The sequence below is a fragment of the Burkholderia sp. AU38729 genome (genome assembly GCF_020419725.1).
Taxonomy (GTDB): Bacteria; Pseudomonadota; Gammaproteobacteria; order Burkholderiales; family Burkholderiaceae; genus Burkholderia.
The window spans coordinates 428446-451691 of sequence record NZ_JAIZQO010000001.1 but is presented as its reverse complement, the minus strand read 5'-3'; the positions used below and the strand labels follow the sequence as shown (position 1 = coordinate 451691).

Annotated in this window: 19 protein-coding genes; 11 read left to right on the top strand and 8 right to left on the bottom strand. The window is 64.4% G+C overall.

The window, feature by feature from the left end; genetic code table 11:
* Positions 1-28: 28 nt before the first annotated feature.
* The 3 genes from LGM56_RS01945 to LGM56_RS01935 all read right to left on the bottom strand — a co-directional run bounded on the left by LGM56_RS01945 (position 29) and on the right by LGM56_RS01935 (position 2882).
* On the bottom strand, positions 29-652 hold the full coding sequence (locus tag LGM56_RS01945) for an FMN-dependent NADH-azoreductase (RefSeq protein WP_226202467.1): 624 nt from the start codon (positions 650-652) through the stop codon (positions 29-31).
* 324 nt (positions 653-976) lie between these two features.
* Positions 977-2107, bottom strand: coding sequence for an ATP-binding protein (locus LGM56_RS01940; RefSeq protein WP_046548399.1), 1131 nt, complete (start codon positions 2105-2107; stop codon positions 977-979).
* Between the two features lie 64 nt (positions 2108-2171).
* Complete coding sequence (locus LGM56_RS01935; protein WP_039366515.1) at positions 2172-2882, bottom strand: response regulator; 711 nt, start codon at positions 2880-2882, stop codon at positions 2172-2174.
* 222 nt (positions 2883-3104) lie between these two features.
* Between LGM56_RS01935 and LGM56_RS01930 the strand changes: the two genes are divergently transcribed.
* From LGM56_RS01930 to LGM56_RS01900, 7 genes are all read left to right on the top strand, one after another.
* Positions 3105-4019 (top strand): glutaminase, encoded by a 915-nt coding sequence (locus LGM56_RS01930; RefSeq protein WP_011354359.1) that lies wholly within the window; start codon positions 3105-3107, stop codon positions 4017-4019.
* An 805-nt stretch (positions 4020-4824) separates the two neighbouring features.
* Positions 4825-5163 (top strand): hypothetical protein, encoded by a 339-nt coding sequence (locus LGM56_RS01925; RefSeq protein ID WP_226202465.1) that lies wholly within the window; start codon positions 4825-4827, stop codon positions 5161-5163.
* Positions 5164-5222: 59 nt separating this feature from the next.
* A complete protein-coding gene (locus LGM56_RS01920; RefSeq protein ID WP_226202463.1) occupies positions 5223-5492 on the top strand; it encodes a hypothetical protein in 270 nt (89 codons plus the stop codon).
* Positions 5493-5553: 61 nt separating this feature from the next.
* Positions 5554-8346: a type VI secretion system Vgr family protein gene (locus LGM56_RS01915; RefSeq protein WP_226202461.1), complete on the top strand. Its 2793-nt coding sequence runs from the start codon at positions 5554-5556 to the stop codon at positions 8344-8346.
* A gap of 6 nt (positions 8347-8352) precedes the next feature.
* Positions 8353-10767 (top strand): DUF3274 domain-containing protein, encoded by a 2415-nt coding sequence (locus LGM56_RS01910; protein ID WP_226202458.1) that lies wholly within the window; start codon positions 8353-8355, stop codon positions 10765-10767.
* Between the two features lie 5 nt (positions 10768-10772).
* On the top strand, positions 10773-12389 hold the full coding sequence (locus LGM56_RS01905; RefSeq protein WP_226202456.1) for a DUF2875 family protein: 1617 nt from the start codon (positions 10773-10775) through the stop codon (positions 12387-12389).
* Positions 12389-12649, top strand: a complete 261-nt coding sequence (locus tag LGM56_RS01900) for a PAAR domain-containing protein (RefSeq protein ID WP_226202454.1) — start codon at positions 12389-12391, stop codon at positions 12647-12649. The genes LGM56_RS01905 and LGM56_RS01900 overlap by 1 nt, the downstream gene beginning before the upstream one ends.
* Positions 12650-13332: 683 nt before the next feature.
* Here the strand turns inward: LGM56_RS01900 and LGM56_RS01895 are convergent.
* Entirely contained in the window at positions 13333-14346 is a 1014-nt protein-coding gene (locus LGM56_RS01895; protein ID WP_226202452.1) for a hypothetical protein, read from the bottom strand.
* A 375-nt stretch (positions 14347-14721) separates the two neighbouring features.
* On the opposite strand from LGM56_RS01895, the gene LGM56_RS01890 reads away from it, so the two are divergent.
* The gene (locus tag LGM56_RS01890; RefSeq protein ID WP_226202450.1) at positions 14722-15357 is read left to right on the top strand and encodes an isochorismatase family cysteine hydrolase; all 636 of its coding nucleotides are present in this window, start codon (positions 14722-14724) and stop codon (positions 15355-15357) included.
* A gap of 252 nt (positions 15358-15609) precedes the next feature.
* A complete protein-coding gene (locus LGM56_RS01885) occupies positions 15610-16563 on the top strand; it encodes a fatty acid desaturase family protein (RefSeq protein ID WP_226202448.1) in 954 nt (317 codons plus the stop codon).
* Positions 16564-16579: 16 nt separating this feature from the next.
* On the opposite strand, the gene LGM56_RS01880 is transcribed toward LGM56_RS01885, so the two are convergent.
* From LGM56_RS01880 to LGM56_RS01870, 3 genes are read right to left on the bottom strand one after another with little or no spacing between them, the layout of a single operon-like run.
* Positions 16580-17728 (bottom strand): aromatic ring-hydroxylating oxygenase subunit alpha, encoded by a 1149-nt coding sequence (locus tag LGM56_RS01880; RefSeq protein ID WP_226202446.1) that lies wholly within the window; start codon positions 17726-17728, stop codon positions 16580-16582.
* The gene (locus tag LGM56_RS01875; RefSeq protein ID WP_226202444.1) at positions 17721-19319 is read right to left on the bottom strand and encodes a GH3 auxin-responsive promoter family protein; all 1599 of its coding nucleotides are present in this window, start codon (positions 19317-19319) and stop codon (positions 17721-17723) included. The genes LGM56_RS01880 and LGM56_RS01875 overlap by 8 nt, the downstream gene beginning before the upstream one ends.
* Positions 19319-20257 (bottom strand): fatty acid desaturase, encoded by a 939-nt coding sequence (locus LGM56_RS01870; RefSeq protein ID WP_226202442.1) that lies wholly within the window; start codon positions 20255-20257, stop codon positions 19319-19321. The genes LGM56_RS01875 and LGM56_RS01870 overlap by 1 nt, the downstream gene beginning before the upstream one ends.
* A gap of 95 nt (positions 20258-20352) precedes the next feature.
* Here LGM56_RS01870 and LGM56_RS01865 point away from each other — a divergent pair, with 95 nt between their 5' ends.
* Both LGM56_RS01865 and LGM56_RS01860 read left to right on the top strand, forming a co-directional pair.
* Positions 20353-21240: a metal-dependent hydrolase gene (locus tag LGM56_RS01865; RefSeq protein WP_226202440.1), complete on the top strand. Its 888-nt coding sequence runs from the start codon at positions 20353-20355 to the stop codon at positions 21238-21240.
* On the top strand, positions 21237-22136 hold the full coding sequence (locus LGM56_RS01860; protein ID WP_226202438.1) for a hypothetical protein: 900 nt from the start codon (positions 21237-21239) through the stop codon (positions 22134-22136). The genes LGM56_RS01865 and LGM56_RS01860 overlap by 4 nt, the downstream gene beginning before the upstream one ends.
* Here LGM56_RS01860 and LGM56_RS01855 read toward each other — a convergent pair.
* Positions 22124-23239, bottom strand: a complete 1116-nt coding sequence (locus tag LGM56_RS01855; RefSeq protein WP_226202436.1) for a hypothetical protein — start codon at positions 23237-23239, stop codon at positions 22124-22126. The genes LGM56_RS01860 and LGM56_RS01855 overlap by 13 nt on opposite strands.
* Positions 23240-23246 lie beyond the last annotated feature (7 nt).

Sequence of the window (23246 nt, the reverse complement as noted above, 5' to 3'; positions counted from 1 at the left end):
GCGTCTCCATCGCGCCGCCCGGCCCGGGTCAGAATGCCGCGGCCATCGCGACCGCGCGGGCTCGCGCCCGTTCGATGCTGTCGCTGGCCCGCGCGCCCCACGTGTGTTCGACGGTCAGGCTCCTGACCTCGCTCACGCCGATGAACCTCAACCAGAATTCGATGTAGTCGGCCTGATGCCGGAAACCGGGATTGTCGGCGCCCGCACCGGGTTCCCGGCTTTGCCCGCGAACATGGATCACCAGCGCGCGCGGAATCTCCAGCAACGGCGCGTACGCCGTGCCATCGAACGTAAACAGCATGTTCCGCTGGCTGACGAGATCGATCAGCTGCTTGAGCTTGTACGGATAGCCGAAATTCCACATCGGCACGCCGACGACGATCCGGTCCGCCGCCTGAAAACGCTTCACGAGCGACTGGATGCGCCGCCAGATCAACTGCTCCGCGTCATCCATCGGCGCGTTCGCGACGCCCTTGTACTTGGCGCCGATCGCCTCGCTGTCGAAGTCCGGCAAGTCCTCCTCCCAGACATTCAGCGTATCGACGTCGATCGTGGCGCCCGTCTCACGGTACGCATCGACAAAGGCATTGGCGACCGCGATCGAAGCCGACCTGGCGCCGCGGGGAGAAGACACGATATTCAACAGCCGCATGATGGGTGACCCGGACAGGAATGCATGAACAAGGGAGCGGCCATCGTGGCGGCCCCGGCTTCATTGCTGCGTCGCGGGCCGACCGCCTGCGCTGTCAGGGATCGGCCCGCCGATATAGTTGCAATTGCAATCGTAAAGCAAAGCGCGTACGCGTGGCAAACGAATCGCCACGCGATGGCGGTGTGGGGAGGCATCGAGACGGGGAAGGTACGGCGGGAACGGCCGGCGACGCGCGCGAGTCCGGCGCGCGCCGCTGTGTGCTGTCGTGGTGTCGTGCTGTCGTGCCGTTGTTGCTGTCGGGCTCGGCGCCCGCGCGGTGTATCGCTAGACCGGCCAGCTGATCTCGAAGCGCGCGCCGCCAAGCTCGACGGGATCGACGACCGCGATCCGGCCGTTGTGCGCATGGAGCACCTGTCGCGTGATCGACAGGCCGAGGCCATAGCCGCCGGTGCGGCGGTCGAGGCGCACGAATGCGTCGAAGATTCGCTCGCGTTCGCTCTCCGGCACGCCGGGGCCGTCGTCCTCGACGAAGATCCCGATGTTGCCGTGCACGAGCGAGATCCCGACGACGATCCGCGATTTCGCGTACTTGCTCGCGTTGCGCAACAGGTTGCGCATCGCATACGACATCAGCCGCCGGTCCATCTTCACGCGCAGGTCCGATGCGATCGCGATGCGCGACTCGATCGCGCGCTCCGGATACAGCAGCTGCGCATCGCTGACCTGATGCTCGAACCACGCGACGGGGGCCGTCATCTCGAGATTCGACTGCAGCGAGCTGTATTCGAGCCGCGCATACGTGAGGCTCATGTCGATCAGCTCTTCGAGCTCGGTCACGTCCTGCGCGATGCTCTCGAGCGCGCCCTGGTATTCGGCCGCGGAACCCGGTTCGCGCAGCATTTCGAGCGCGAACCGCACGCGCGCGAGCGGCGTGCGCAGCTCGTGCGAGATCCCGTTCGTCAGATCGCGCTGCGCGGCGATCAGCCGTTCCATGCGCATCGCGAGCGCATTCAGCGTCCGCGCGAGCGGGCCGATGATCACGCTGTGCGATTCGCGCGCACGCGTGTTGAAGCGTCCGCCCGTGAAGTCGATCGCGCGCTCGCGCACCATCACGAGATCCGACCACACGGGCCGCATCCATCGATACGCCGCGAGCGCGGGTGCGGCAAACACGAAGACGAGCACGATCCAGATATCGCCGGGCAGCGAGTCGAACGCATGCCACACGACCTGCGGCGACAATTCGACGCACAGCGCGAGCGCCGGCACGAGCGCGGTCAGCAGCACGAGGCCGAGCAGATGCAGGTACGTGCGCACGTAAAGGCGCGACCAGCTCGGGATGCGGTCGGCGCGCGTGTCGGTCCACGCGCGGCGGAAATGCAACCAGCGCCACTTGACGTAGCGCAGCGTCGGCAGCGGCGGTGCATCGGGGTGCGAACGGGTTCGTCGGATCATCTCGGCTCCCGGCCGGCGGGTGGAGTGCCCGCGCGGAACGTGACGGCGTCGTGCGACCGCCGCGTCATTCCCACGCGTGCTTGCTGAATTGATAGCCCTTGCTGCGGATCGTCTTGATCCGCTGCGGGTTGCTCGCGTCGTCGCGCAGCTTGCGGCGCAGCTTCGAGATGCGCCCGTCGATCGTGCGGTCGAGGCCGTCGAATTCGACGCCGCGCAACTGCAGCATCAGGTCGTCGCGGCTGACGACTTCGCCCGCATGGCAGACGAGCGCCCACAGCAGGTCGAATTCGGCCGACGTCAGGTCGGGCGTGCTGCCGTCGGGCAGCACGACGGAGCGGTCGGTGCGGTCGATCGAGAACTTGCCGAACGCGTAGCGCTCGGGCTGCGGCGCGGTGCTCTCGGTCACGCGCGCGGGCGCGCGGCGCAGCTGGGCCTTGATCCGCGCGAGCAGGATGCGCGGCTCGACCGGCTTGTGCACGTAGTCGTCCGCGCCGAACTCGAGGCCGAGCAGTTCGTCGAATGGCTCGTCGCGCGCCGTCACCATGATGATCACGCCGTCGTACTGCTTGCGTGCCTCGCGGCAGATTTCGAAGCCGTCCTTGCCCGGCAGGTTCACGTCGAGAATGACGAGATCGGGACGAATGGACAGGATCGCCGGCACCGCGGCGTCACCATGCAGCACAGTGTCGACTTCATAGTCGTTCTTGCGCAGGTAGCCGGCGATCAGCGTGGACAGGCGGGTGTCGTCTTCGACGAGCAGGATGCGAAAAGACATGGGCAGCGGTCGGGTCATCGGGGAAGCCGCGGCGGCGGCGCCGGCGGGGTGCCGGACGCCGGCCATTGGCCGAAACGTACCGCATGATACTGCGGCGGCCGATTGCCTGTTCAGAGGTCTTGAAAATAAGGGCTCGATATCGTCCGAGCTTGACGAATCGGCGCCGGGACGGTTCCATACGGGCTCGCCGGAATCCGGCCACTCACCTACCCGCCTGACTTGATGAATTACCAGACGATCCTCGAACGCATCCACACCGAACTCGCCCCCTGGATTGGCCAGGGCCGGGTTGCCGACTACATCCCCGAACTCGCGAAAGTGCCCGCCGACAAGTTCGGGATGGCCGTCGTGACGCTGGACGGAAACGTTTGCACGGTCGGCGATGCGTACGAGCGCTTCTCGATCCAGAGCATCTCGAAGCTGTTCGCGTGCACGCTCGCGTTCCAGCTGCTCGGCGACGAACTGTGGGAACGGGTCGGCCGCGAGCCGTCCGGCAACGCGTTCAATTCGCTGGTCCAGCTCGAGAGCGAGCGCGGCAAGCCGCGCAATCCGTTCATCAACGCCGGGGCACTGGTCGTCACCGACGTGCTGTGCCGCCGCTTCGTGAAGGCCGAGACGGCGCTCGTCGAATTCGTGCGGCGGCTGATCGGCGCGAACGACATCGACTACGATTCGCGCGTCGCGCAATCGGAACTGCAGCACGCGGAGCGCAACCGCGCGATGGCGCACTTCATGGCGAGCTTCGGCAACATGCAGATGCCGCCCGACACGGTGATCGACGCGTATTGCCGCCAGTGCGCGATCACGATGAACTGCGTCGAGCTCGCGCGCGCGGCACTGTTCCTCGCGAACGGCGGTGTCGCGCCGGTCACCGGCGAGCGGATCGTCGATTCGAGTTCCGCGAAGCGGCTGTCGGCGCTGATGCTGACTTGTGGCACCTACGATGCGGCGGGAGATTTCGTGTATCGCGTCGGGCTGCCCGCGAAAAGTGGCGTCGGCGGCGGGATCGTCGCGGTGCTACCGGGCGAGATGGCCGTATGCGTGTGGGCGCCGGGGCTCGATGCGAACGGGAACTCGTTGGCCGGCACGTTGGCGCTGGAATGGTTGACGACTTATTCGGGAAGGTCGATTTTTTGAGGCGGCGGGGTCAGGCGAGCGCCACCTGGCGCAACGGCGGCAGGTGAATATCGGCACGTCATTTGGCAGCAATCGACCCAAAGGGGACAATTACGACCACCCTGGACGGAGCTTCAAAATCAGAGCTCGTCGCCGCACGTCGAATGTATGATTATTCGAGCGCTCGGTAGCCTTGATTCAGCAATCGCCGACATATCCAGGCGCTCCCATAGCGAGCGCTATAGATGTTCTTCGCCACGAAGAGTATTAAAGCCGCAATCAAAGGGGCCGGACGGCCGAAGGAACAGAGGAGACCGGAGACGGCATCGACAGCGGCCATCCGCCCTCCTTGAACAACTAATCCTTCGGAGTATGCCCAGATTGTGCCGAATATCAGGGCAGACCAGTTGAAACCGAGCTTCACGCGCTGCTCCGGCATTGTCGGATGGATCATTAAGGTTGACGGCATCGTAGATAGGGAATTGATTACGGCGATATGTCGGTTATCGCCCTGGAAACGACGTTCTTTAGACGTCCTGTCGCGAATGATCCAACACTGGACGGACGTTGTGGACAATCCTCACCTCGCTGTCGACTGGCCGCACATAGCCCAACCGAGCCACGGAGCAACCCTAAAGCTGGCGGACCGGCTTCGACCACAACCTTGAAGTAACTTCAGAGGTCAACGTTGAGCGAGGGAATTTCGAAGTAGAGTGAATCTCGACAATTGACGTAACAAAGCTTGACGTTCTGTCTGGAGTTCCCGGCCTAGAATGACGACACCGAATCGTCATATGATGTGATGCACGAATTGCGCGATGGATAAATGATCTCCGCGGACTACCCGTTCGAAGACGTACCAGTGCAGTATCGCGAACGGCCCGTATTCGTCATGACGTCGCCAACGCGGCTGCACGTAACGTCGGTCGCCGCTGATTTTTCCCGATACGGTCCTGCGGTCCGCTGTTTCCTTTCGCCGTTTGACGCGTTGTTGGAAATGCTCTTCTTGCGGCGGAAAGACCTTAATGCGGTCGAAGCCGTAGCGCGTTCAAGTCTTTTGCCGTTGAATTTTATTCGAGTCGGTTCCGGCAACGGCCGTTCGCTGTGCATTTGGGGGGGCTTACGCACGACCAACGGTTGGTGGCGCAAGCCGACGGCCAATTAATCCGTGTAGTTCGCGTCCAGGCACCGCAATGGCGAATGAGGCCTAGATGCTTGGAGAAGATGGCGATCGACAGCGGGACTTGGGCAGCGTTGAATCAATTGCATGAACGCGCCGGACTATTTGCCTGGTGCGATACGCTACAAATTGTGCATCAGTGGTTCGCTGAACCGGCCGCAGCGGAGCCGGCGTTGCAGCGGAGCGTCACGGCGCTCGAAGCGATTGAATCGATAGTGGTCCCCGTTGATCGCGGTGAACAAGTGGCTCTGTTTGACCCGGAATCGGGCCAATGGCATTTCGTGCCGCGTGACACGGTCAAATTAACAAACTGAGAGAATCCGCCCAGGCCGGGACGGACTTACAGGATGTAAATAACACCGGAAGGGGCTTTCCGTGGGCATTCGAGACACTTTCAACAATTTCGCGACCGGGGCGGTCGACTGGAATAAGCGCCCGGTCAGCCTGAATTTTGGTCAGGCACAAGGTGCGCTGGGCCATTTGCTCGCGCTCCAGCATGGGCGCATCCATGAAGGGCTGATGACGGGCATTCACGGAGCGCTCACGTGCGCCTCGCCCCGTCACCACCTCGCCCCTAAACTATTCATCGGCATGCCCGTCTCCGTCCAGGTCGCCACCGACCGCGGACACCAGCACTGCATCAACGCGATCATTCGCGATGTTCAGACGGGCCAAAGCGACGGTGATCTGTGCGTGTACCAGCTCACGATATGCGATGCCTTGTCGCTCATGGACCGGCGCACCAATTCACGCCTCTTCCGCAAAACAAGCGTCGTCGACGTGCTCGCCATCATGCTCAATGAATGGCGACAGCGCAGTCCCGCGCTCGCCCGTGCGTTCGAGTTCGATCTGTCCAGCCTCAATCGCAGCAGCTACCCGGCACGCGAATTGACCCGCCAAGTCAACGAATCGGATGCGAAGTTTGTGCGCCGCTTGCTACGCCGCGAAGGTATCACCGTGTTCGCTCGATCCGGTCCGATCAAGGGCGCACACGGCACGCCCAACGAGCCCCCTGTCCATACGCTAGTTTTCTGCGACGATCCAATGCACCTGCCCGAAGCAACGGCGGGCACCGTACGCCTGCATCCGCGCGATGCAGGTACTGAGGAACGCGACACCATCACCTTGTTTGCCCAGCACCAGCAGCTTGTCGCCGGCGAAGCCAGCCGGCTGTCTTGGGACTACAAGACGACCCGCATCGACGAATCGGGCGCAACCCTGAATCTCGACCAAGGCGAGGCAGGCAACGACCTCGCCAAGTTGCTCGCCGATGTGATCATCGACATTCCCCACGCGGGCGACTCTTGGGCTGACCTCGACCGGCTCACCCAGGCTCGCATCCACGCCCATCGATTCGCCGCCGAACGCGTCGACGGCGTCAGCAGCGTGCGCGACCTCGCCGTCGGGGCATATATCACGGTCACGGGCGACCTGGAACTCGACATGCTACCCGTCGATCAGCGCCAGTTCGTCGTTACCTCGATTCAGCACGATATCTGGAACAATCTACCCAAGGGGCTGAGCGAGCGCGTCCAAGCCTTGTTTGCCGCCAGTCGCCATCTGTCTCAGCAGGCCCCGTCGATAGAGGCAGCTGACGGCCACGATACTCGCTACGAAAACACCTTCACCGCCGTGCGCCGCGGCGTGCCGCTCACCCCAGCGTACGATCCCGCGATCGATCTGCCGCACGTTCATCCGATCACCGGCGTCATCGTCACGCACGATGGCGAAGACGTGGTCTGTGACAAGGATGGCCGCGTGTATGTCCAGTTCCAGGGCCTCAATCCGGCAGATCACGCGCATGCCGATGGTGTCGGCACCAACGGCGACGCCGGCGACAGCGTGCCGATACGCGTCTCCACCCTGCTCGCGGGAGCTGGATTCGGCGCCACCTTCCTGCCGCGCGCCGGCATGGAAGTCATCATCGATCATATCGGAGGTGACCCCGATCGCTTGATCGTCACGGGGGTCGTACCTAATGGGGCGAACCCGCCGGCTGCGTTCACCCACACGGGGACATTGCCCGGCAACCGCCACGTGTCGGGCATCAAAACCCAGGAGGTAAAGGGGAACCGCTACAACCAGCTCCGCCTCGACGACACGCCGAATGAGATCAGCGCGCAGCTGGCAAGTGAGCACGCTCATACTCAGTTGAATCTCGGAGATCTGACCCACCCTCGCGAGAATGGCCAAGGGCAAGCGCGCGGTGAAGGCGCAGAATTGCGCACTGACGCGGCCGCAGCCGTGCGCGCGGCACGCGGAATCCTGCTCACTGCTTATGCACGCACGCGCGCGAGCGGCGACCAGCTCGACCGCGACGAACTTATCGCCCTGCTCGGCGAATGCTCGGAGCTGTTCAAGTCGCTCGGAGACTACGCCGGCCAGCATGGTGGCCAAAGTGCCGACACAGCCGGTCAGCAAGCCGTCTCCACTGCTTTTAAAAACTGGACCGCGGGCGATAGTCGCCAAGGCGCGCCTCGCTCCAATGTCGCGACATCATCAGACGCGCCCGCCTTGCTGGCGATTGGCGCACCAAGCGGTTCGGTCAACCTGACGCCCAAAACCCACGTCACCTACGCTGGCGAGAACGTCGACCAGGTGGCACAGCAGCACATGCAGCTCGTGAGCGGTCAGCGGCTAAGCGCAATGGCCGGCCAGGGCATTCATTTGTTCGGACGTGGAAAAGGCGTTGTCGCGATCGCCGGAGAGGGGCCCGTTACGCTGCAGGCCCAGCAAGACAACCTAACGGCTGTCGCGAAGCTCGGCATCCAGATCACCGCGACCGATGGGGAAGTAGTGATCAGCGGCAAGTCACTTCGACTCGTCGCTGAGGACGGCAGCTACTTGAAGATCGGCGGCGGTATTCAGGGCGGCTCGAACGACGCTTTCACTATGCACACTGGTGGCCACGATTTCCTTGACCCTGCCACAGACCACGTCGCACCGCCGACCTTCAGTCAGGCCGGCACAGACCAGAAATTCCGCTTGCGTCATCCCGCCATCGATGGCGATTCCACCGTGCACGCCGTGCCTAATCGGCCCTATAAGATCACCCTGAACAGCGGCAAAGTAATCCAGGGTGTCTCGGATCACGAGGGGCTTACCCAACTGGCCGACAGCGACGCTATGCATATCGCTCACATTCAGGTCTTCGACGCACAGGAATAACACGTCATGCCAACCTCTTCGTCGCCGAATGTAGTCGCTGAGCGAAAAGCCGTCACCCAGACGGGCCGGCCCGCTGACGCTGCCCTCGATGTCAATGTGCCCCGCCGCTTCCCTTGTGTCACGATCCTCATTCATGGTGTCAACGATCTCGGCACCGACTTCGGCACGGTCGAAGGCGGCCTCTGCGAGGGCCTGAATGAACGGCTCAACCGCCCCGATCTAAAGGCCGCCGAATACAAGCACGGCCGCATGGCCAACGACGACCCGAAAGCAAAACCGGTTACCGCCAAGGACCTCATGGCAAACCTCGACGACGTGCTTTATCGGCGGCAGGAGGACAAAGACACCCTCAGTCCGCTCATCCCCTTCTATTGGGGCGTACGCGAAAGCGGCAAGGATCTACCGCAGGACCCGGCCAAGCAGACCATCAATGGTCAGTACGTCGATAAATTCGGCAACCGGCTCGACGTGCATCGCGCCAAGAATGGTGGCTTTTTCGCCAATGCGACAACCGATATCCCTGACATGTTCGGCACACACTTCCTCGGGGGAAGCACCACCGCCATCATGAACGGGATACAGAACGATCCGACTCACCCGCTCTACGAAGCCCCGGATCGTCATTACATGGTGTTGGCCGCCGTTCGACTCGCGGCTCTGATCCGGCAAATCCGAATCATCAATCCCGATGAAACCGTCAACATCATTGCACACAGCCAAGGCACCCTGATTTCCCTCCTCGCCCAGGCGTTCCTGATAAACGGGCTCGATCCAAACTCCTGCGGCGTAGGCGATCGACCTGCCGATACGCTGATTTTGATCGATTCGCCCTATTCGCTCGAACAGGAAACCATGGAGCGCTGGACGCAGAGCGGCGACGAGCAACAGACGTCCTACGCGCGAGTCAAAACCCTCGCCAACCTGACCCAGCTAGTGGCGCAGGCCAAACACAGCGCACCGTCACTAGATACGCTTTGTGCCGTCGACGCTCAGGGCAAGGTGGTGCGCGACAACTTCGGTGTCACCGGAGCCAAATGGACACCGACGAAGGCGGTGCGCCTGGCCAGCAAACCGAACGACGATGTCCTCGGCAATGCGGCACTCGTGTTCGCAGAGCGCGACAATCGAGGCAAGGTCTACCTCTACTTCTGTCCTGAGGATGCCACCGTGGCATTGACTGGGGTCAACGGAATGGGGGCGGCCGGCCTGCCTGATTCGATGAGTGTGCGTGCCTCGCGCAGCGGAGCGAAAGCGGAGTCGGTTCCTTTGCTATCGAACGCTTTTCGACAGCGCATTTTTACGCGCCGTTTGCGCAACGGGCAGCCGGTTCTTGTCGGCAACGCACCCGGCCCGTTCACATTGCGGCTAAAGGGTGAGAGCGCCCATGGCACCTCCGGGTATGTCGAAACACATTGGAAGCGTGCTGAAATCCCGGTCGGAACCGTCCGAACCATTAACGGCGAAGCACTTCCGCCGCCATTTCCGCCGGAACTACAAGGCAACGTGATTCCTGGCACTGAGAAAACGCGGCTTGATGGCAGCGCAAGCGAAACTGAACCGGGTAAGCAGGCGCTCGATCAACTCGAGGCAGAGGTCGCCGTGAGCACGAATAGCGGCGCCGGCGCGCTACAGCAAGTAGCGCAAACAGTCGCTTGGCCGTCCTTCACGATCGGCGGCCGGGTACCGGACAGCCGCGAGGTCGAAAGCATGCTGAATGCAAACCAGGCTCTCGACAATCAGTGTCGGGTCTTGCGCGTGCAGCCCGTCTTCCCACCGCATGGGGGCAAGCTACAGGTGTTGCGTACCGAGACACCCAATGAGGCGAAAGTACGCCTGATGAATCAGCTGCAGCCCGACAGCTCTTATCACTCCGCCGTGATGAGTGGTCGACGCAATCATCGCTGCGCAACCGCGTTCGATGTGTCTGTCGGTCAGGGCCGTGTTCTCGACGATCCAATTTTGGCCAAGCTGCTCCGTTCAATCGCTGACTGGCGCATACCCTTCGCGAGCATCACAAAAGGCGCGGCACTCGATCGATACAATCAGTTTGACCATACAACACGCGCAATCGTCGAGGCGACTTGTCAGTACTATGGGGACGGGACGTTCCCGCCAGATCGCCTAGTACCCAAAAAGCCGCCGGAGCAGGTTGTCAGCGAAATCTATCAACAGCAACAGGATTTCAAAAAGCAGGAAGAACAGCGCAAGAAGCAGGAAGAACAGCGCTTGGAAAAAGAGCGCATCGACCAGCGCAACCAGCAGCTGAAGGCCCAGGCCGACAAGGTAAAGTCGACGATCAAACAGGACATGGACCAACTTCAGCAACGCCTTGGACAAGGGGCCGACGCCGCTCGACAGGGCGTCAACCAGGCCGTCGAACAGGGCAAGCAGGCCGTCAAAAATTTGTTCGATAAACTCTGAATGCGATGAATTCCACTGCTTCCAAGCGCCTGTCGGGCGGACATCTGGTGGTCGCGTTGGTAATGTGCCTAGCGCTGGTCTGGAGTATTGCGCTCAAATTGGCCACAATGAACGGCTATATCTCCTGGGAAACGATATCGATGAACCAACGGGCGCTGTTGTGGCTGTTACCGATCCTGCTGCTCGCCGGCATGATCGCGACCGGATACACCATCTGGACGCGCCGGCATGCACCAGGCCAGTCCGACCCAGCCGCAGTACAGGCGGCGACCGTTTCCGACGGCGCAACGACAGCTGCGGCGGCACACGATCCGCGATTTACGCTGGAGGTGCGGCGCCTCGGTGTCACCGTCGACCGGTTCCGTCAACGAGCCCTGTTGATGCGTCTCGATGAAGTCGGCCAGAAAGGCAAACTCCTGCTGCAGGACCCAAAGGAGTATCCGTGGTCGAGCGAGACGCGCGATTCGCAAGGACGTCAGCGCGAAAACAACGTATTCGGATATGCGCTGCGTGGCTGGCTCGGCTTTTGGCCAATCCCGGTTATCGTCGCCGGGCCGCCGAGAGACGATAGCAATCCAGGTGCCGATCGCATGGCAACCCACATAGGAACTGCCGACAACGGCGCTGGAATCGGGAATCCTATTTATATTCGTCTCGACGAGGTCCAGACCGAGCACGGTGACGACGTTGTGGCCCGCGTGTTTGATGTCTTTGAACGTCATCCGGACCTGCCAGCAGTCGTCCTGTTAGTCGAGGATGGGCTCAACACTCGCGCGTACATGCGAACGCCAGGCGAGGATCTCGCGCAGTCGGATACTGACGGCAATTTCGTCCCGAAGCGACCGGACAGTTTCGTGGCGCTGCTTGTGACACGCAAGGATCGGGTGGATCGACTGATCCGGCCATACGTGACTGATGCGCCGGCCGCGATCGACAGTTCGAAGACGCAGTACGACGTGATCAAGCTGTGGAACTACTTCTGGCACCAGCAGGATCAGTATCGAAAGGACCATCGTAACGAAATGCCGTGGGACTACTGGCAATCAAAGCTGCCGGAGTTCTGGAAAACCACACAGTTGAAAGTGCCCGAAGGGTTCAAGCCGAATCCCTGGGTGCCCGTGCCGTGGACAAACTGGCAGTTGAAAGAGTACGACGATTGGCCGGTACTGGCGTATCTGCATCGCCCGGTGCGCATCGACCTGAGCGACGGTCACGGCGAACCGCTGAAAAAGGGTGAGCGCATCGAGAAGATCAAAACGGGCTGGCAGGACGCATTGCAAACCGTTACTCCCGAGAGTCAGCCGAGTCGGATGTTTTACGACACGGGTGCGTCATCCAGCCAACTCCCGCTATTGGTGCAGGCGCTGCACGACAACCCGCAGCATATCGATTTGGACGACCCGAAAGACGCGTTCGACATGCAACGTCGCATCGGCGGCGACACCGGTACCAGCTCCACGTGGGTCCAGCTCGCGTTGGCGTTGATGATGAATTACCAGGACGGCAAAACCAGCGCGCTCGTGAACCTACGCGATCCGCTACACGCCACGATCGTGATGCTGAGCCCCCCGGACGCGGCAGCCCGGCAGGCCCATCCTCAGGACTTCAGCTGGGCTTTCTGATGAGCGAGAAACCTTACGTCCTAGAAGGCGATGGGCATAGCCATGGCGGAAGAGTCCTGTCGGGCGCACCGCATTCGCGAATCAAGGGCCGAGCGATCGCTCGTCTGCACGATCCCGCGATCTGCGAGATTCACGGGCCGACGACGATCGTGAAGGTATCCGGTCGCGGCCGCTTCGATGGTCAACCAGCCGCGTGCGACGGCGACGAACTGGCCTGCGGGGCGCGACTGATTGCGAGTCAATCGAACACCGGCGGCTAACGCTAGACCCGTTCGGAAGAGCGGGGCTAGCGCCACGCTGCCGTAGACCGAAGCAAAGTTGTCACCGTTTGCGAAGTAAAAATGTCACTTCGCCGCCTCGGACCGGCGATGAGGGGCGAAACCGTCGTGAATTCATGAGGTCGCACGTTGCGAATTAAAATTGTCACCGACCACGGCCTTGCGGAGCCCGGTGTCAACTCCCGCGAGGCGCTGTTGCAGCGCCAGCGCTCCCACATTAACGCCTTCGGGCTGTCTGCATAGTAGATCCGACGTCTCTGTTTCATTGCAACACTCCTTGCTGCTATGCAGCCTCAAGTGTGTTGCATCGACGGGTTGAATCCGCGGCCGAACCCGGTCGTCGAAGGCCGCGCGGCACTCGCCCACTTGGTCGGCGCCCAGATGACATAGTCGGTTTATATTGCCGGAGTGCCAGCACTATGGCTTTGGAATGGTTGACGACTTATTCGGGAAGGTCGATTTTTTGAGGCGGCGGGATTAGTCGAGCGCCACCTGGCGCAACGGCGGCAGAGTCATATCGGCGCGTGCGCTTGATGGGGAATTCGGCCATCGGCTGCGCTCGACCCAACTGGGCCGCACAACACGCCGACTTCCAAAAGGCCGTTTCCGACGGTAAAACGGTCACTCGCATGCAGGCCGATGTCGATTCGGTGCAAGCCGAGCCGCTAGAAATTGCGCGCCACGCCGACCATGAACATGTCCTGGTCCTTGTCGTTGCCGGTTGCGACACGATTAAAGCGTAAGCTCGCCGCCCAATCGTTCGTTACCTGATAGGTCACCTGCGCGCTGAGCAAGGCATTGAGTCTCGTTTTACTCGCGACCTCGTCCCGATCATGCGAGAGATACGGGCCCACACCTGCCGAAAGCGTCCATTTGCTCTTGATCGGCGCGACATACCAGAATTGCGCCGCCACGCCTCTTCGGCCGGCGACGCCGTTATTGCCTTCGTAGACGAAGCTCGCCGAATAGGCCCACGCATTGCCGAGCGGCCGCTTGACTTCGACCATATACCCTTTTTCGATCGGCACTTGGGGACGGTTCGTCTGCGATGTCCCGGCCCAAACGCCGACCTGCGTCTTGCCGTCCGAAAAAGCCGGGCCAGGATCGCCGCCAAAATCCGAGCCGATGCCGAAGAGCACCGCGTCGGAGTTGAATCCGTCGATCATCTGCACGTGGTTGTACTGCACCTTGAGGAAGAAGCGGTTGGGGACGACGTAATACCGCACCGCTGCCGAGGCGCGCACGCCCCATCGCTTTTCATTGCGCGGCTGGTCGTCGACATGTGTCGTGTCCATGCTGAAATACGGCCCCGCCGACAACTCGAGCGCCAGGCGATCGCCGACCGGCCAACGAAACGAACCTATGGCGGCGAAGCCGTCACGGTGGTGATCGAGGGGATGCCCCTCGTTCAGATACGCGAGGTAGACCGAGAGGTAGTCATTCAAGACGTCGCCGAAGCCGACTTCGTAGGCACGCCAATGCATATCGCCACCGTTGGTCGCGCGTCCGTCGCCATACACCGCATAGGCGTTGATCGTTCTTTCCGATGGCTTGAACCCGGTCGGCACGCTCGAAGGAGCGTCCTCGGCGTACGCGAGGCCTGCGCCTGCCAGACATCCCAGACCGACGATCGAGCTTGCGAGGACCAAGCGCGAATAGATGCGACGGCACTGTCCCATTTGGACACCCCCTCACCTTGGTAACCGCGATTTCTCGGGCAAGATGACGACGATTATAGGCAGCCTCGGGTAAGAGGGGTAATAGGGGCAATCCGCACAACTTCGGCCGCTGCTCCTTATAGGCAAAAGTCGGGCGGCCATGATCCGATCCGTCGTCATCGCTGAATTCCGGATTCAGCGATCGACTATCGTCGGAGACGATGAAGGCGACCGCCAGTACATTGCCGGCAGGCAGGCATGCGACGCCGGCGTGACGGTCACCGGCTCGCAGCACGATAAAACGCTCCTACGAAAATCGCATCGGCAGCGTCCCCGATTTTCCGGTACAAATCGGGGACGCTGACATTCCCCGCGGGCTATCGGAGACTCTCGTTCATGACTCGGCAACACGCACCGGATATCGCAACGACCACCCGCACGACTCCCGGCGACAGCCCGTCCGCGCCGATTCCCGCCATCGTGCCGTCGAGCACCGCGCTGCTCGTCATGCATTACCAGACCGACATCCTCGGCCTCTTTCCGTCCGTCGCGCCCGAATTGCTCGCCAATACGCGCCGGCTCTGCGATGCGGCGCGGGCCGGCGGCATCGGCGTCTGGTTCGCGACCCTCCGGTTCAGCCCCGGTTATCCGGAAGTCAGCCCGCGCAACAAGAACGGCCAGGGCATCAAGCAGCTCGGCCTCTTCATCAACGACGGCCCGTGCCCGGAGCTCGGCCGGCAGCCCGACGAGCCGCTGATCGTCGCGCACCGCGCCAGCGTGTTCTACGGCACCGATCTGCAGGCGCGGCTGGTCGAGCAAGGTGTCGATTCACTGATCATGGTCGGCATCGCGTCGACGGGCGTGATGCTGTCGTCGATCGCCCACGCGGGCGATGCGGACTTCCGCTTGTATACGGTCAAGGACTGCTGCTACGACCCGGACCCGGTGGTTCACGAGCATCTGTTCGCCACCGCCTTCGAATCGCGCACGACGGTGCTGTCGCTCGCGGACGCGTTGCGGCTGCTCGAGTAAACAAGCGGTCGCGCGGGCGATGCGAAAGACCGGCAGGGACTGCGCGCCGGGCTCGCACGGCCCGACGGTGTCGTCGAGAGAGCCAGTGGCGATGCGTCGAACGTCGACGAAGCCGCGCACGCGGCCATGCGATGGTTCGGCACACCCTGCGCCAGGCGTTGAACGCTACCTCTCTTCGTCTGAAGAATCCGGTGTATATTGCCGCCGATACGCCTGCACGCGCGCCATCGACGGTGCGCCCGACCTCATCGAATGCCTACGCCATCCGCCCTGCCGACGCCTGCCGAACTGAACCGCACGCTGCCTTTCGCAGCCGGCGCACGGCCATGGCGGCTCGTCCGCTATGCGTGCATCGACTGGCTCGGCATCCTGCTGTGCTGGGCCGCGATCCGCTTCGTGCCGAATCCGTTCGTCTATGTCGCGGCCGTGCTGCTGATCGCGGGCCGGCTGCAGGCATTCGGCGTGATCCTGCACGACGCCTGCCACCTCCCGATGCGGCGCATGACGCTACCGCTCGCGCTCGTCGAAGTACTCGCCGGCTGGACGATCGGTTCGTCGATCGCCGCGATGCGCTATCACCACCTGCGCCATCACCGCGCGGTCGGCACCGCCGAGGATCCGTACCTGCACCGCCTGGCCGCGCGCGGCGGCTGGGTGCAGCGCGTGATGATGCTGCGCGGCGCGCTGCTGCCGGTCTGGTGGCCGCTGCGCGCGCTGATGGCGCCGCTCGCGATCGCGTGGCCGGCGTTCCGGCCGTGGTATGCACGCGGCTTCATGCAGGACCGCTCGCGCCAGGATTTGCGCCGTCACCCTGAAGTCATCGCCTGCGCGCGCGCCGACCTGCCGCATTGCGCGGGCTATCTGCTCGCGATCGCGGCCGTCGTGCACTGGGATCTGCCGTTCTTCACGTACTACGGACTGCCGTGGATCGTCGGCGGCATCATGAACGCGAACCGTGTGCTGCTCGAACATCAGCACGTCGAGATCGACGAACGCACGCCGGAATCGATCTGGCACATGACACGCACGATGACATTCGGCTGGATCGGCAAGCTCGTGCTGTATCCGCGCAACATCGGCTATCACCAGGTGCATCACGCGTATCCGGCGCTCGCGCTCGAACATTTGCCGGCCGTGCACCGCTACCTGACGGACGGCACCGCGTTCGCGCCGCCCGCATCCGGCCAGACCGGCCCCGCGCACTAGACACACCGCGCGGCGTCTACAGCTCGAACCGCATCACCTTCTCGCCGCACTGCGCGGCCGGCAGCGGCTCGCCGCGTTTCACCGCATCGAGCAGCCGGTCGATCGCGACGTGCACGATGTCGGCGCGCACGTTGTGCGGACGGAAGTCAGGCGCGTTGTCGAGGCCCTGCCGGTGCGCGCGCATGATCCGCACGTCCTGCTGGATCACGAGGTGCGTGTACAGGTTCAGCAGCGGCCGCAGCGCGCGCAGCATCCAGCGCGGCAGCCGGAAGCGATAGGCGATGTACGTATAGACGCGCGAGCGGCGCGCATCGATCGGCGTGATCTGGCTGACGATCAGGAAACCGGAACGTTCACCCCACAGGTAGTCGCAGCGCGTCACGTTCGGCGCGATGAAGCGGTCGACGTGCGCGAGCGGCACGCGATCGGGGTTCGTGAGCCAGTCGAGACAGAAGCCGATCTTGTCATCGCCGTCGTGATAGGTGACGGCCACGCTGTCCCGTGTCGTCGCGACCGTCGCTTCCATCGCCTGGCCGCGGCTGCTGCGAAAGATCCCGTCGTGCACGAACACCGTATGCGGCACGTCCATGAAATTCTGCGCGAGCATCGCGATGTCGCCGTCGAACGTGTTCACCATGTAGTACGACTGCCACGGCGTGACATCGCGGAACGGCATCCGGAAAATCGCGCGCGCCGACGGATCGCCCGCGCCGAGGTACACCCACACGAGCCCGTCGAGCAGTTGCACGGGCAGCGTGCGCTGCCGGAACGGATAGCGGCCGGGCAGGCCCGTCGGCTGCGTGCCGTCGATGCTCGGCACATGGACGACCTGCCCTTCGCCGTCGTAGCGCCAGCCGTGATACGGGCACACGAGCGTGTCGCGATCGACCTTGCCGGCCGACAGCCGCGTGCCGCGATGCACGCACTGGTCGATCAGCGCGGCGATCCGGCCGTCGCGCTGCCGGAACAGCACGATGCCGGTATCGAGGATCCGCACGCCGAGCGGCTTGTCGCGCGGGAGTTCGCGTTCGGTGCACGCGACGAACCATTGCTCGTGCAGGCCATCGGCCGGCGGCGCATGCTCGTGCGCCGCCGCCGCATCGCGCGACGGGCAGTCGTGCCCGCATCCGCGTGGTTCGATCATGTCGTTCATCGCGTCAGTCATTCGTCATCGCCAGCAGCGCGCCGGCCACCGGCAACCGCGTCACGAGTGCGCATGGCTTCACGTCGCCCGCGCGGATGCCGGCCCGTTCGGACGCCTGCTGCTGCAGGTCGCCGAGCCGCGCCGGCGATCGGCCCAGTACGCGCACGCGCAGCGGGCCGAGCTGGCCGAGGCGGCGTGCGTGCGCGTAGTGGAACGCCTGCACCAGTTCGGCTTCGACGGCTGCGCACATTGCGTCGGCTGCATCGGTGCCGATGTCGCCGGCAACGCACAGCACGTAGTGCGGCAGCCCTTCGTTCGCCACGCACGGCACGATGCATGCGCCGACTTCGCTGTGTTGTCCACGCGCGCGGTTCAGCGCGGCGGCCGCAAGCTGTTCGTCGAGCTTCTCGCCGACGAGATCGACGCTCGCCGCCGCGCGCCCGACGAACGCAATGCGCGGCGTGCGCGCGGTCATGCCGACCACGCACACGCGATCGCCGAGCGCATAGCGATACAGCCCGCCGCCCGTGGTCAGCAGCACCTGCACGTCGTCGCCGGGGCGCAGCCCTTCGACGTCGCACACGCTGCCGTCGTCGCGCACGAATTCAAGGTAGTGACTGCCGATCGCGAGCGGGCAACCGTCGCCCGTGCCGAACGGAACGCTCGCGACACCTTCCGTCGCGAACAACCCCTTCGGCAGCCATTGCGCCTGCGGAAACCGCACGCGCAACGCGTCGGCGTAATGCTTGCTCGGGCCGTCCAGCCAGCAGCTCACGGCGGCCAGGCGCGGCCACAGCGCACGGCAATCGCCCGCCTCGATCGCACGGCGCAGCGCGGCGCGGCGGTCGGCCGGCAGCGATGCGTCGACCCACGCGAGATCGCGCGCGCTGTCGGCAGCGTCGCGATCGAACAGTGGGCGCAGCACGCTCGTCAGGAACGTCGGGCTCCATACGCTGATGAATGCGAGCGCTTCATCCGCAACGAGCGCACGCAGCGTCTCGCGTCGCCACGTCGCTGCGTTACCGGTCAGCGGCGGCACGAGCAGCGTCGACGCGAGCGCGGCCGCGCTGCTGTCGCCGAGGTAGTCGAGATCGCTCGCCGAGCCGACAGGAATCCCGTTGGGCGCGACGCCGGGCGCCTGCAGCGGCGGCGACATCGACCAGTACGCGCGCCCTTCGCCGAGCGCCGGACAGGCGCGATACATGTCGGCCAGCCATACGATCATCGCGGCCTGCAGTTCGCGCAGGAACGCGGGCGTATAGGGAATCAGCTTCTGGCGCGCGGTGCTGCCGCTCGTGCGTTCGAGGAACACCGGACGCTCGGCGGTCAGCACCGGTTCCGCTTCGTGCGACACGCGATCGAGCCACGGCAGGAAATCGGCAGCCGCATGCACGGGCACGCGCTCACGAAACTGCGCAGGGCTGTCGATCCGGTCGAAGCCGAACCGGCGTCCGAATGCGGTATCGCGGTTCGCGGCGAGCAGCGCCGTCAGCCGCCGCGCCTGCGTGTCGCCCGGTGCGTCGAGGCCGGCTTGCCAGCGATCGACGTCCGGCTGCGCGGCGCGTGCGAACGTGCGCCATGCGTCGGCCGGGCTGCGGGCGAAGATATCCATCAGAAATAGGTCTTGTCGAGTTGCGCGAGATCGTCGGGCAGCCGGCGCGGCGGCGCGAAAATCGTGAGCCAGCCGTACCACAGCGGCCGTGTCTCGCGCAGGTCCGACACCGCGTGCATGTCCTGCCAGCGCAATGCGGGGCGGCGATGATGCGTGAGGTTGTAGTTGAAGTTCAGCAGCAGCCAGCGCACGGGTGTCGGCGCGCGCATGTTGTACGTGCCTTCGACGACGTCGAGCGGCGTGCGCATGTGGTACACCCATTGCAGCGACGACCACGAGAACGCGAACGCGACATACGCGAGCAGCACCGCCGACGCCGACCATTCGAGCAGCCAGCCGGCCAGCAGCCAGGCGCCGACCGCGGCAAGCGTTTCGTAGCGGATGCGGCGGAAGTCGGCCGTCGTGAATTCCTTGAAGGCGGCCGCGTAGGTGTTGTCGTCGCCGCGCGCGGCGAGCCGCTGCATCGTGCGACCGGGCACCAGCGCAAGCACGAAACTGCCGACGAAACTGCCGAGCCAGATGCCTCCGAGGATCGCCGCGTAGTATTCGATGCGCTTGCGCAGCAGCGATTCGTCCGCGGTCGCGAAATCCGCGCGCTCGGCGCGCGTGCGGTTGCGTACGTGATGGCCGAGATGGTTCACGTGAATGAGTGTCGCGGCCGCGCCGAACATCGTGGACGCCCACCACATCATCATATAATTCGCGATCGGCCGGCGATGCCCGAACCCGTGGAAGGTTTCGTGCATCATCGAGAACACGCCCTGCATCACGAGGCAGAACGGCACGAGCACGAGCCACTTGATCGCGCCGGCGCCGGTATGTGAGAGCCAGGTGAGCGCGCCGGCCCACACCACGCTCTGCAGCGCGAGCACGAGCAGGTTCGCCCGGTCGTAACGTCGGGTCTGCGCGGCGGCGGCTTGCGCGCTCGGTCGGTTCATGGCTCGGAATGGCGGTTGTTTGCACGGGAGGATACAACAGATGCGTCAGCCGCCGGTAACGGCCCGCGGCCCGTCCCTGGCGGGGCGGAACTAGCATGCGGCCGTTTCGCCACCCGAGCACCGACAGCCCCGCGTCGCGCATGCCGACCCGCGACGTGCGCTTCGCGATCGACGAACGCATTCCGCGCTTCTGGTATCGCGGCACGTGCCATGTCACGCGCTTCTTCGACGCGTTTTCCGTGATGTTCCCGCTCGGCGAGCGCTTCTTCATCGAAAGCGTGCGGCCGTTTCGCGACCAGGTGGGCGGCGATGCATCGCTCGCGGCCGACGTCGACGCGTTCGTGCGGCAGGAAGCGTCGCATATCCGCGTGCACCGGCGCTACAACGCACGCCTCGCGTCGCAGCACGTGCCGGTCGACGCGCTCGAGGCGCTGCTCGAAACACGCCAGCGCAATGCCGCGCGACAGGTGGCGCCCGTCACGCGGCTCGCGCTGACGGCGTGCCTCGAGCACTACACGACGATCCTCGCGCACCGCCTGCTGAGCGACCCGGCGATCCTCGACGGCGCCGACCCGACGATGGCGGCCGTGTGGCGCTGGCATGCGATCGAGGAAACCGAGCACAAGACCGTTGCGTTCGACGTGTTCACGGCGGCCATGCCGAACGCGGTGCGGCGCTATGTCGTGCGCTGCGCGGCCATGCTCGGAATCTCCGTCTACTTCGTGATCGACCTGATCTATTTCGTGCACCGCCTCGTCGCCGTCGACGGGCAGACCTGGAACCTGCGCGGCTGGCTGCAACTGCTGCGCTGGCTGTTCGTCGCGCCGGGCATCTTCACGCGCGTGATGCCGATGTGGCTGTTCTGGTTCTCGCCGCGGTTCCATCCCGACCGCCTCGACAGCGATGCGGCATTGCGCGCGGCACGCGCCGCACTCGAACCGTATCTGGCCACTGCCGAACCCGAGCCGGAGTCACACGCATGACACGCGCGCCGTGGACGCCCGACGGGTTCGACGACTGGCGGCGCCACTATCCGACGACGCCGTTCACGCGTGCCGTGCCGAACCTCGACCGGACCGACGCGTTCATCGAAGGCTGGACACGGCGCGCCGCCCGCCTGCCGCTGACGACGACGGTCGTGCTCGTCGCCGGGCTGTATTCGGAATGGCTGCCCGGCTGCAATCGCGGCGCGCGGCAGACGCTCGGTGCGGCCGGCTATCGCGTGCTGACGGTGCCGGTGCGTTCCGCGCGCGGCGTGTTTGATCAGGGCGCGCATATCGGTGCATACCTGCGCAAGCACCTGCCGGCCGGCGGCGAATTCGTCGCGCTTGCGCACAGCAAGGGCGGCATCGACACGCTCGCCGCGCTCGTCGTCGACCCGGCGCTGGCGGCGCGTTGTGCCGGCCTCGCGCTGATGCAGCCGCCGTGCGGGCCGTCCGCGATCGTCGATACGATCTTCCGCCACGGCATGCCGTCGCACGTGGCCGCACCGTGGCCCGACCGCATCGCACGCCGCATGCTGCGCACGCGCTGGGCCGACGCCGGCACGCGCGACATCAGCAGCCGGCGCGATCCGCGCGTCGGCGCAATGCTTGCCGCGCTGCCGCGCGACCTGCATCTCGTGCACGGCGTGAGCTGGTCCGTCGAGGCGTCCACGCGCTTCGATTCGCATCACGGGCGGCTGAACGGGCATCGTCCCGGCTGCGCGCACGACGGACAGTTCTATCTCGACCACCAGGTGATGGCCGGCATCCCGCAGGTCTGCCTGCCGCGGCTCGACCACGGCCAGCCCGTACTCGGCGGGCTCGGCTTCGACGCCGGCCGCTTCTGGCTCGCGTTCGCCGACCTGCTGCACGTCACGCGCGCTCAGACGAGGTAGATCTCGAAACCCGGCACGCGGCCGGCCAGCAGGCCGTCGATCGGCGCGACCGGCTCGCCGGTCGACAGCGTATAGAGATCCATCGGCGTACGCGTCGCGTGGTAGCGCGCGAGCGCCGGCCCGAGCGGATCGCCGTCGTACAGGCACAACTGCATCAGCGCATGGCTATTGCGCACGCGCAACCACGCGGCATCGAGCAGCGCAGCGAACACGGACGGATCGCGGTCGCGCACCTGCAGGTGCGTCAGATAGACGTCTCGCAACGGCTCGCCGGGCGCCGCGATACGCGGGCGGCGCAATGCGGGTGCGACCGCATTGAATGCGACACGGACCGCCCGCAGCGGCAACGGCAGCCGTTCGAGCACGATCCGTTTGATCTCGCCCGCATCCCACGGCGCGACGCAGCCGACCAGGTTGTCGTGCGCGTCGAGCGCCAGCAGGAACGCGTCGATGCCGAACGATGGCCACGTGTCGAGCCGTCGCGCGAATTCGTCCGCGGAGAACACGCCGCCGAACGGCTGGCGGCGCGATTCTGCATCGAGAAACGCGCGCAGTGCGTCCGCATGATGCGGCTGCGCATCGACGATCCGCACGCCCGGCACGCAACGCGGCACCGACGACAGCCCGCGCTGCGCGTAGATCGACACGTTCTCGTAGCCAAGCCAGTGCGTGAAACGCAGCCGGTTCTCGCGCCGCGAGCGGACCAGCGACTGCACCGCGAGCCGGTTATCGCGGATCATGCAGCAATACGCATGCTGCACGCCGGCGTCGGCGCGCAGCGTCGCGAAGCGCGCGCGCACCGAGTCGGTCCACTCGCGCGACAGCCGCCGGTCGTGCATCAGCCGCAGGTCGCCGAGATAGGCGACCGGCTGCGCGCGCTCGCCGAGATAGCCGTCGCGCACGACGAGGCTCGCAAGCCCCTTCAACGACGCACGCTCATCTTCCGCGAGCCAGACCTCATGATGCGGCGCGTGGCAGCGATGCAGCGCGAAGTAGTCAGGCGCACGATCGAAGCGCAGCGGCAGGCTGCCCTGCATCGCATGACGGGACTGGAAATCGAGAATGCGCGCGTTGTCGGCCGATTGCGCGAGACGGATCCGCATGCGCGTG

Bases quoted from the DNA above. Each gene is read 5' to 3' on its own strand.
- LGM56_RS01940 (WP_046548399.1), bottom strand. From the start codon at position 2,107: ATGATCCGACGAACCCGTTCGCACCCCGATGCACCGCCGCTGCCGACG.
- LGM56_RS01900 (WP_226202454.1), top strand. From the start codon at position 12,389: ATGAGCGAGAAACCTTACGTCCTAGAAGGCGATGGGCATAGCCATGGC.
- LGM56_RS01935 (WP_039366515.1), bottom strand. From the start codon at position 2,882: ATGTCTTTTCGCATCCTGCTCGTCGAAGACGACACCCGCCTGTCCACG.
- LGM56_RS01865 (WP_226202440.1), top strand. From the start codon at position 20,353: ATGCGGCCGTTTCGCCACCCGAGCACCGACAGCCCCGCGTCGCGCATG.
- LGM56_RS01945 (WP_226202467.1), bottom strand. From the start codon at position 652: ATGCGGCTGTTGAATATCGTGTCTTCTCCCCGCGGCGCCAGGTCGGCT.
- LGM56_RS01880 (WP_226202446.1), bottom strand. From the start codon at position 17,728: ATGACTGACGCGATGAACGACATGATCGAACCACGCGGATGCGGGCAC.
- LGM56_RS01855 (WP_226202436.1), bottom strand. From the start codon at position 23,239: ATGCGGATCCGTCTCGCGCAATCGGCCGACAACGCGCGCATTCTCGAT.
- LGM56_RS01905 (WP_226202456.1), top strand. From the start codon at position 10,773: ATGAATTCCACTGCTTCCAAGCGCCTGTCGGGCGGACATCTGGTGGTC.
- LGM56_RS01875 (WP_226202444.1), bottom strand. From the start codon at position 19,319: ATGGATATCTTCGCCCGCAGCCCGGCCGACGCATGGCGCACGTTCGCA.
- LGM56_RS01895 (WP_226202452.1), bottom strand. From the start codon at position 14,346: ATGGGACAGTGCCGTCGCATCTATTCGCGCTTGGTCCTCGCAAGCTCG.
- LGM56_RS01885 (WP_226202448.1), top strand. From the start codon at position 15,610: ATGCCTACGCCATCCGCCCTGCCGACGCCTGCCGAACTGAACCGCACG.
- LGM56_RS01925 (WP_226202465.1), top strand. From the start codon at position 4,825: ATGATCTCCGCGGACTACCCGTTCGAAGACGTACCAGTGCAGTATCGC.
- LGM56_RS01920 (WP_226202463.1), top strand. From the start codon at position 5,223: ATGGCGATCGACAGCGGGACTTGGGCAGCGTTGAATCAATTGCATGAA.
- LGM56_RS01910 (WP_226202458.1), top strand. From the start codon at position 8,353: ATGCCAACCTCTTCGTCGCCGAATGTAGTCGCTGAGCGAAAAGCCGTC.
- LGM56_RS01890 (WP_226202450.1), top strand. From the start codon at position 14,722: ATGACTCGGCAACACGCACCGGATATCGCAACGACCACCCGCACGACT.
- LGM56_RS01930 (WP_011354359.1), top strand. From the start codon at position 3,105: ATGAATTACCAGACGATCCTCGAACGCATCCACACCGAACTCGCCCCC.
- LGM56_RS01860 (WP_226202438.1), top strand. From the start codon at position 21,237: ATGACACGCGCGCCGTGGACGCCCGACGGGTTCGACGACTGGCGGCGC.
- LGM56_RS01870 (WP_226202442.1), bottom strand. From the start codon at position 20,257: ATGAACCGACCGAGCGCGCAAGCCGCCGCCGCGCAGACCCGACGTTAC.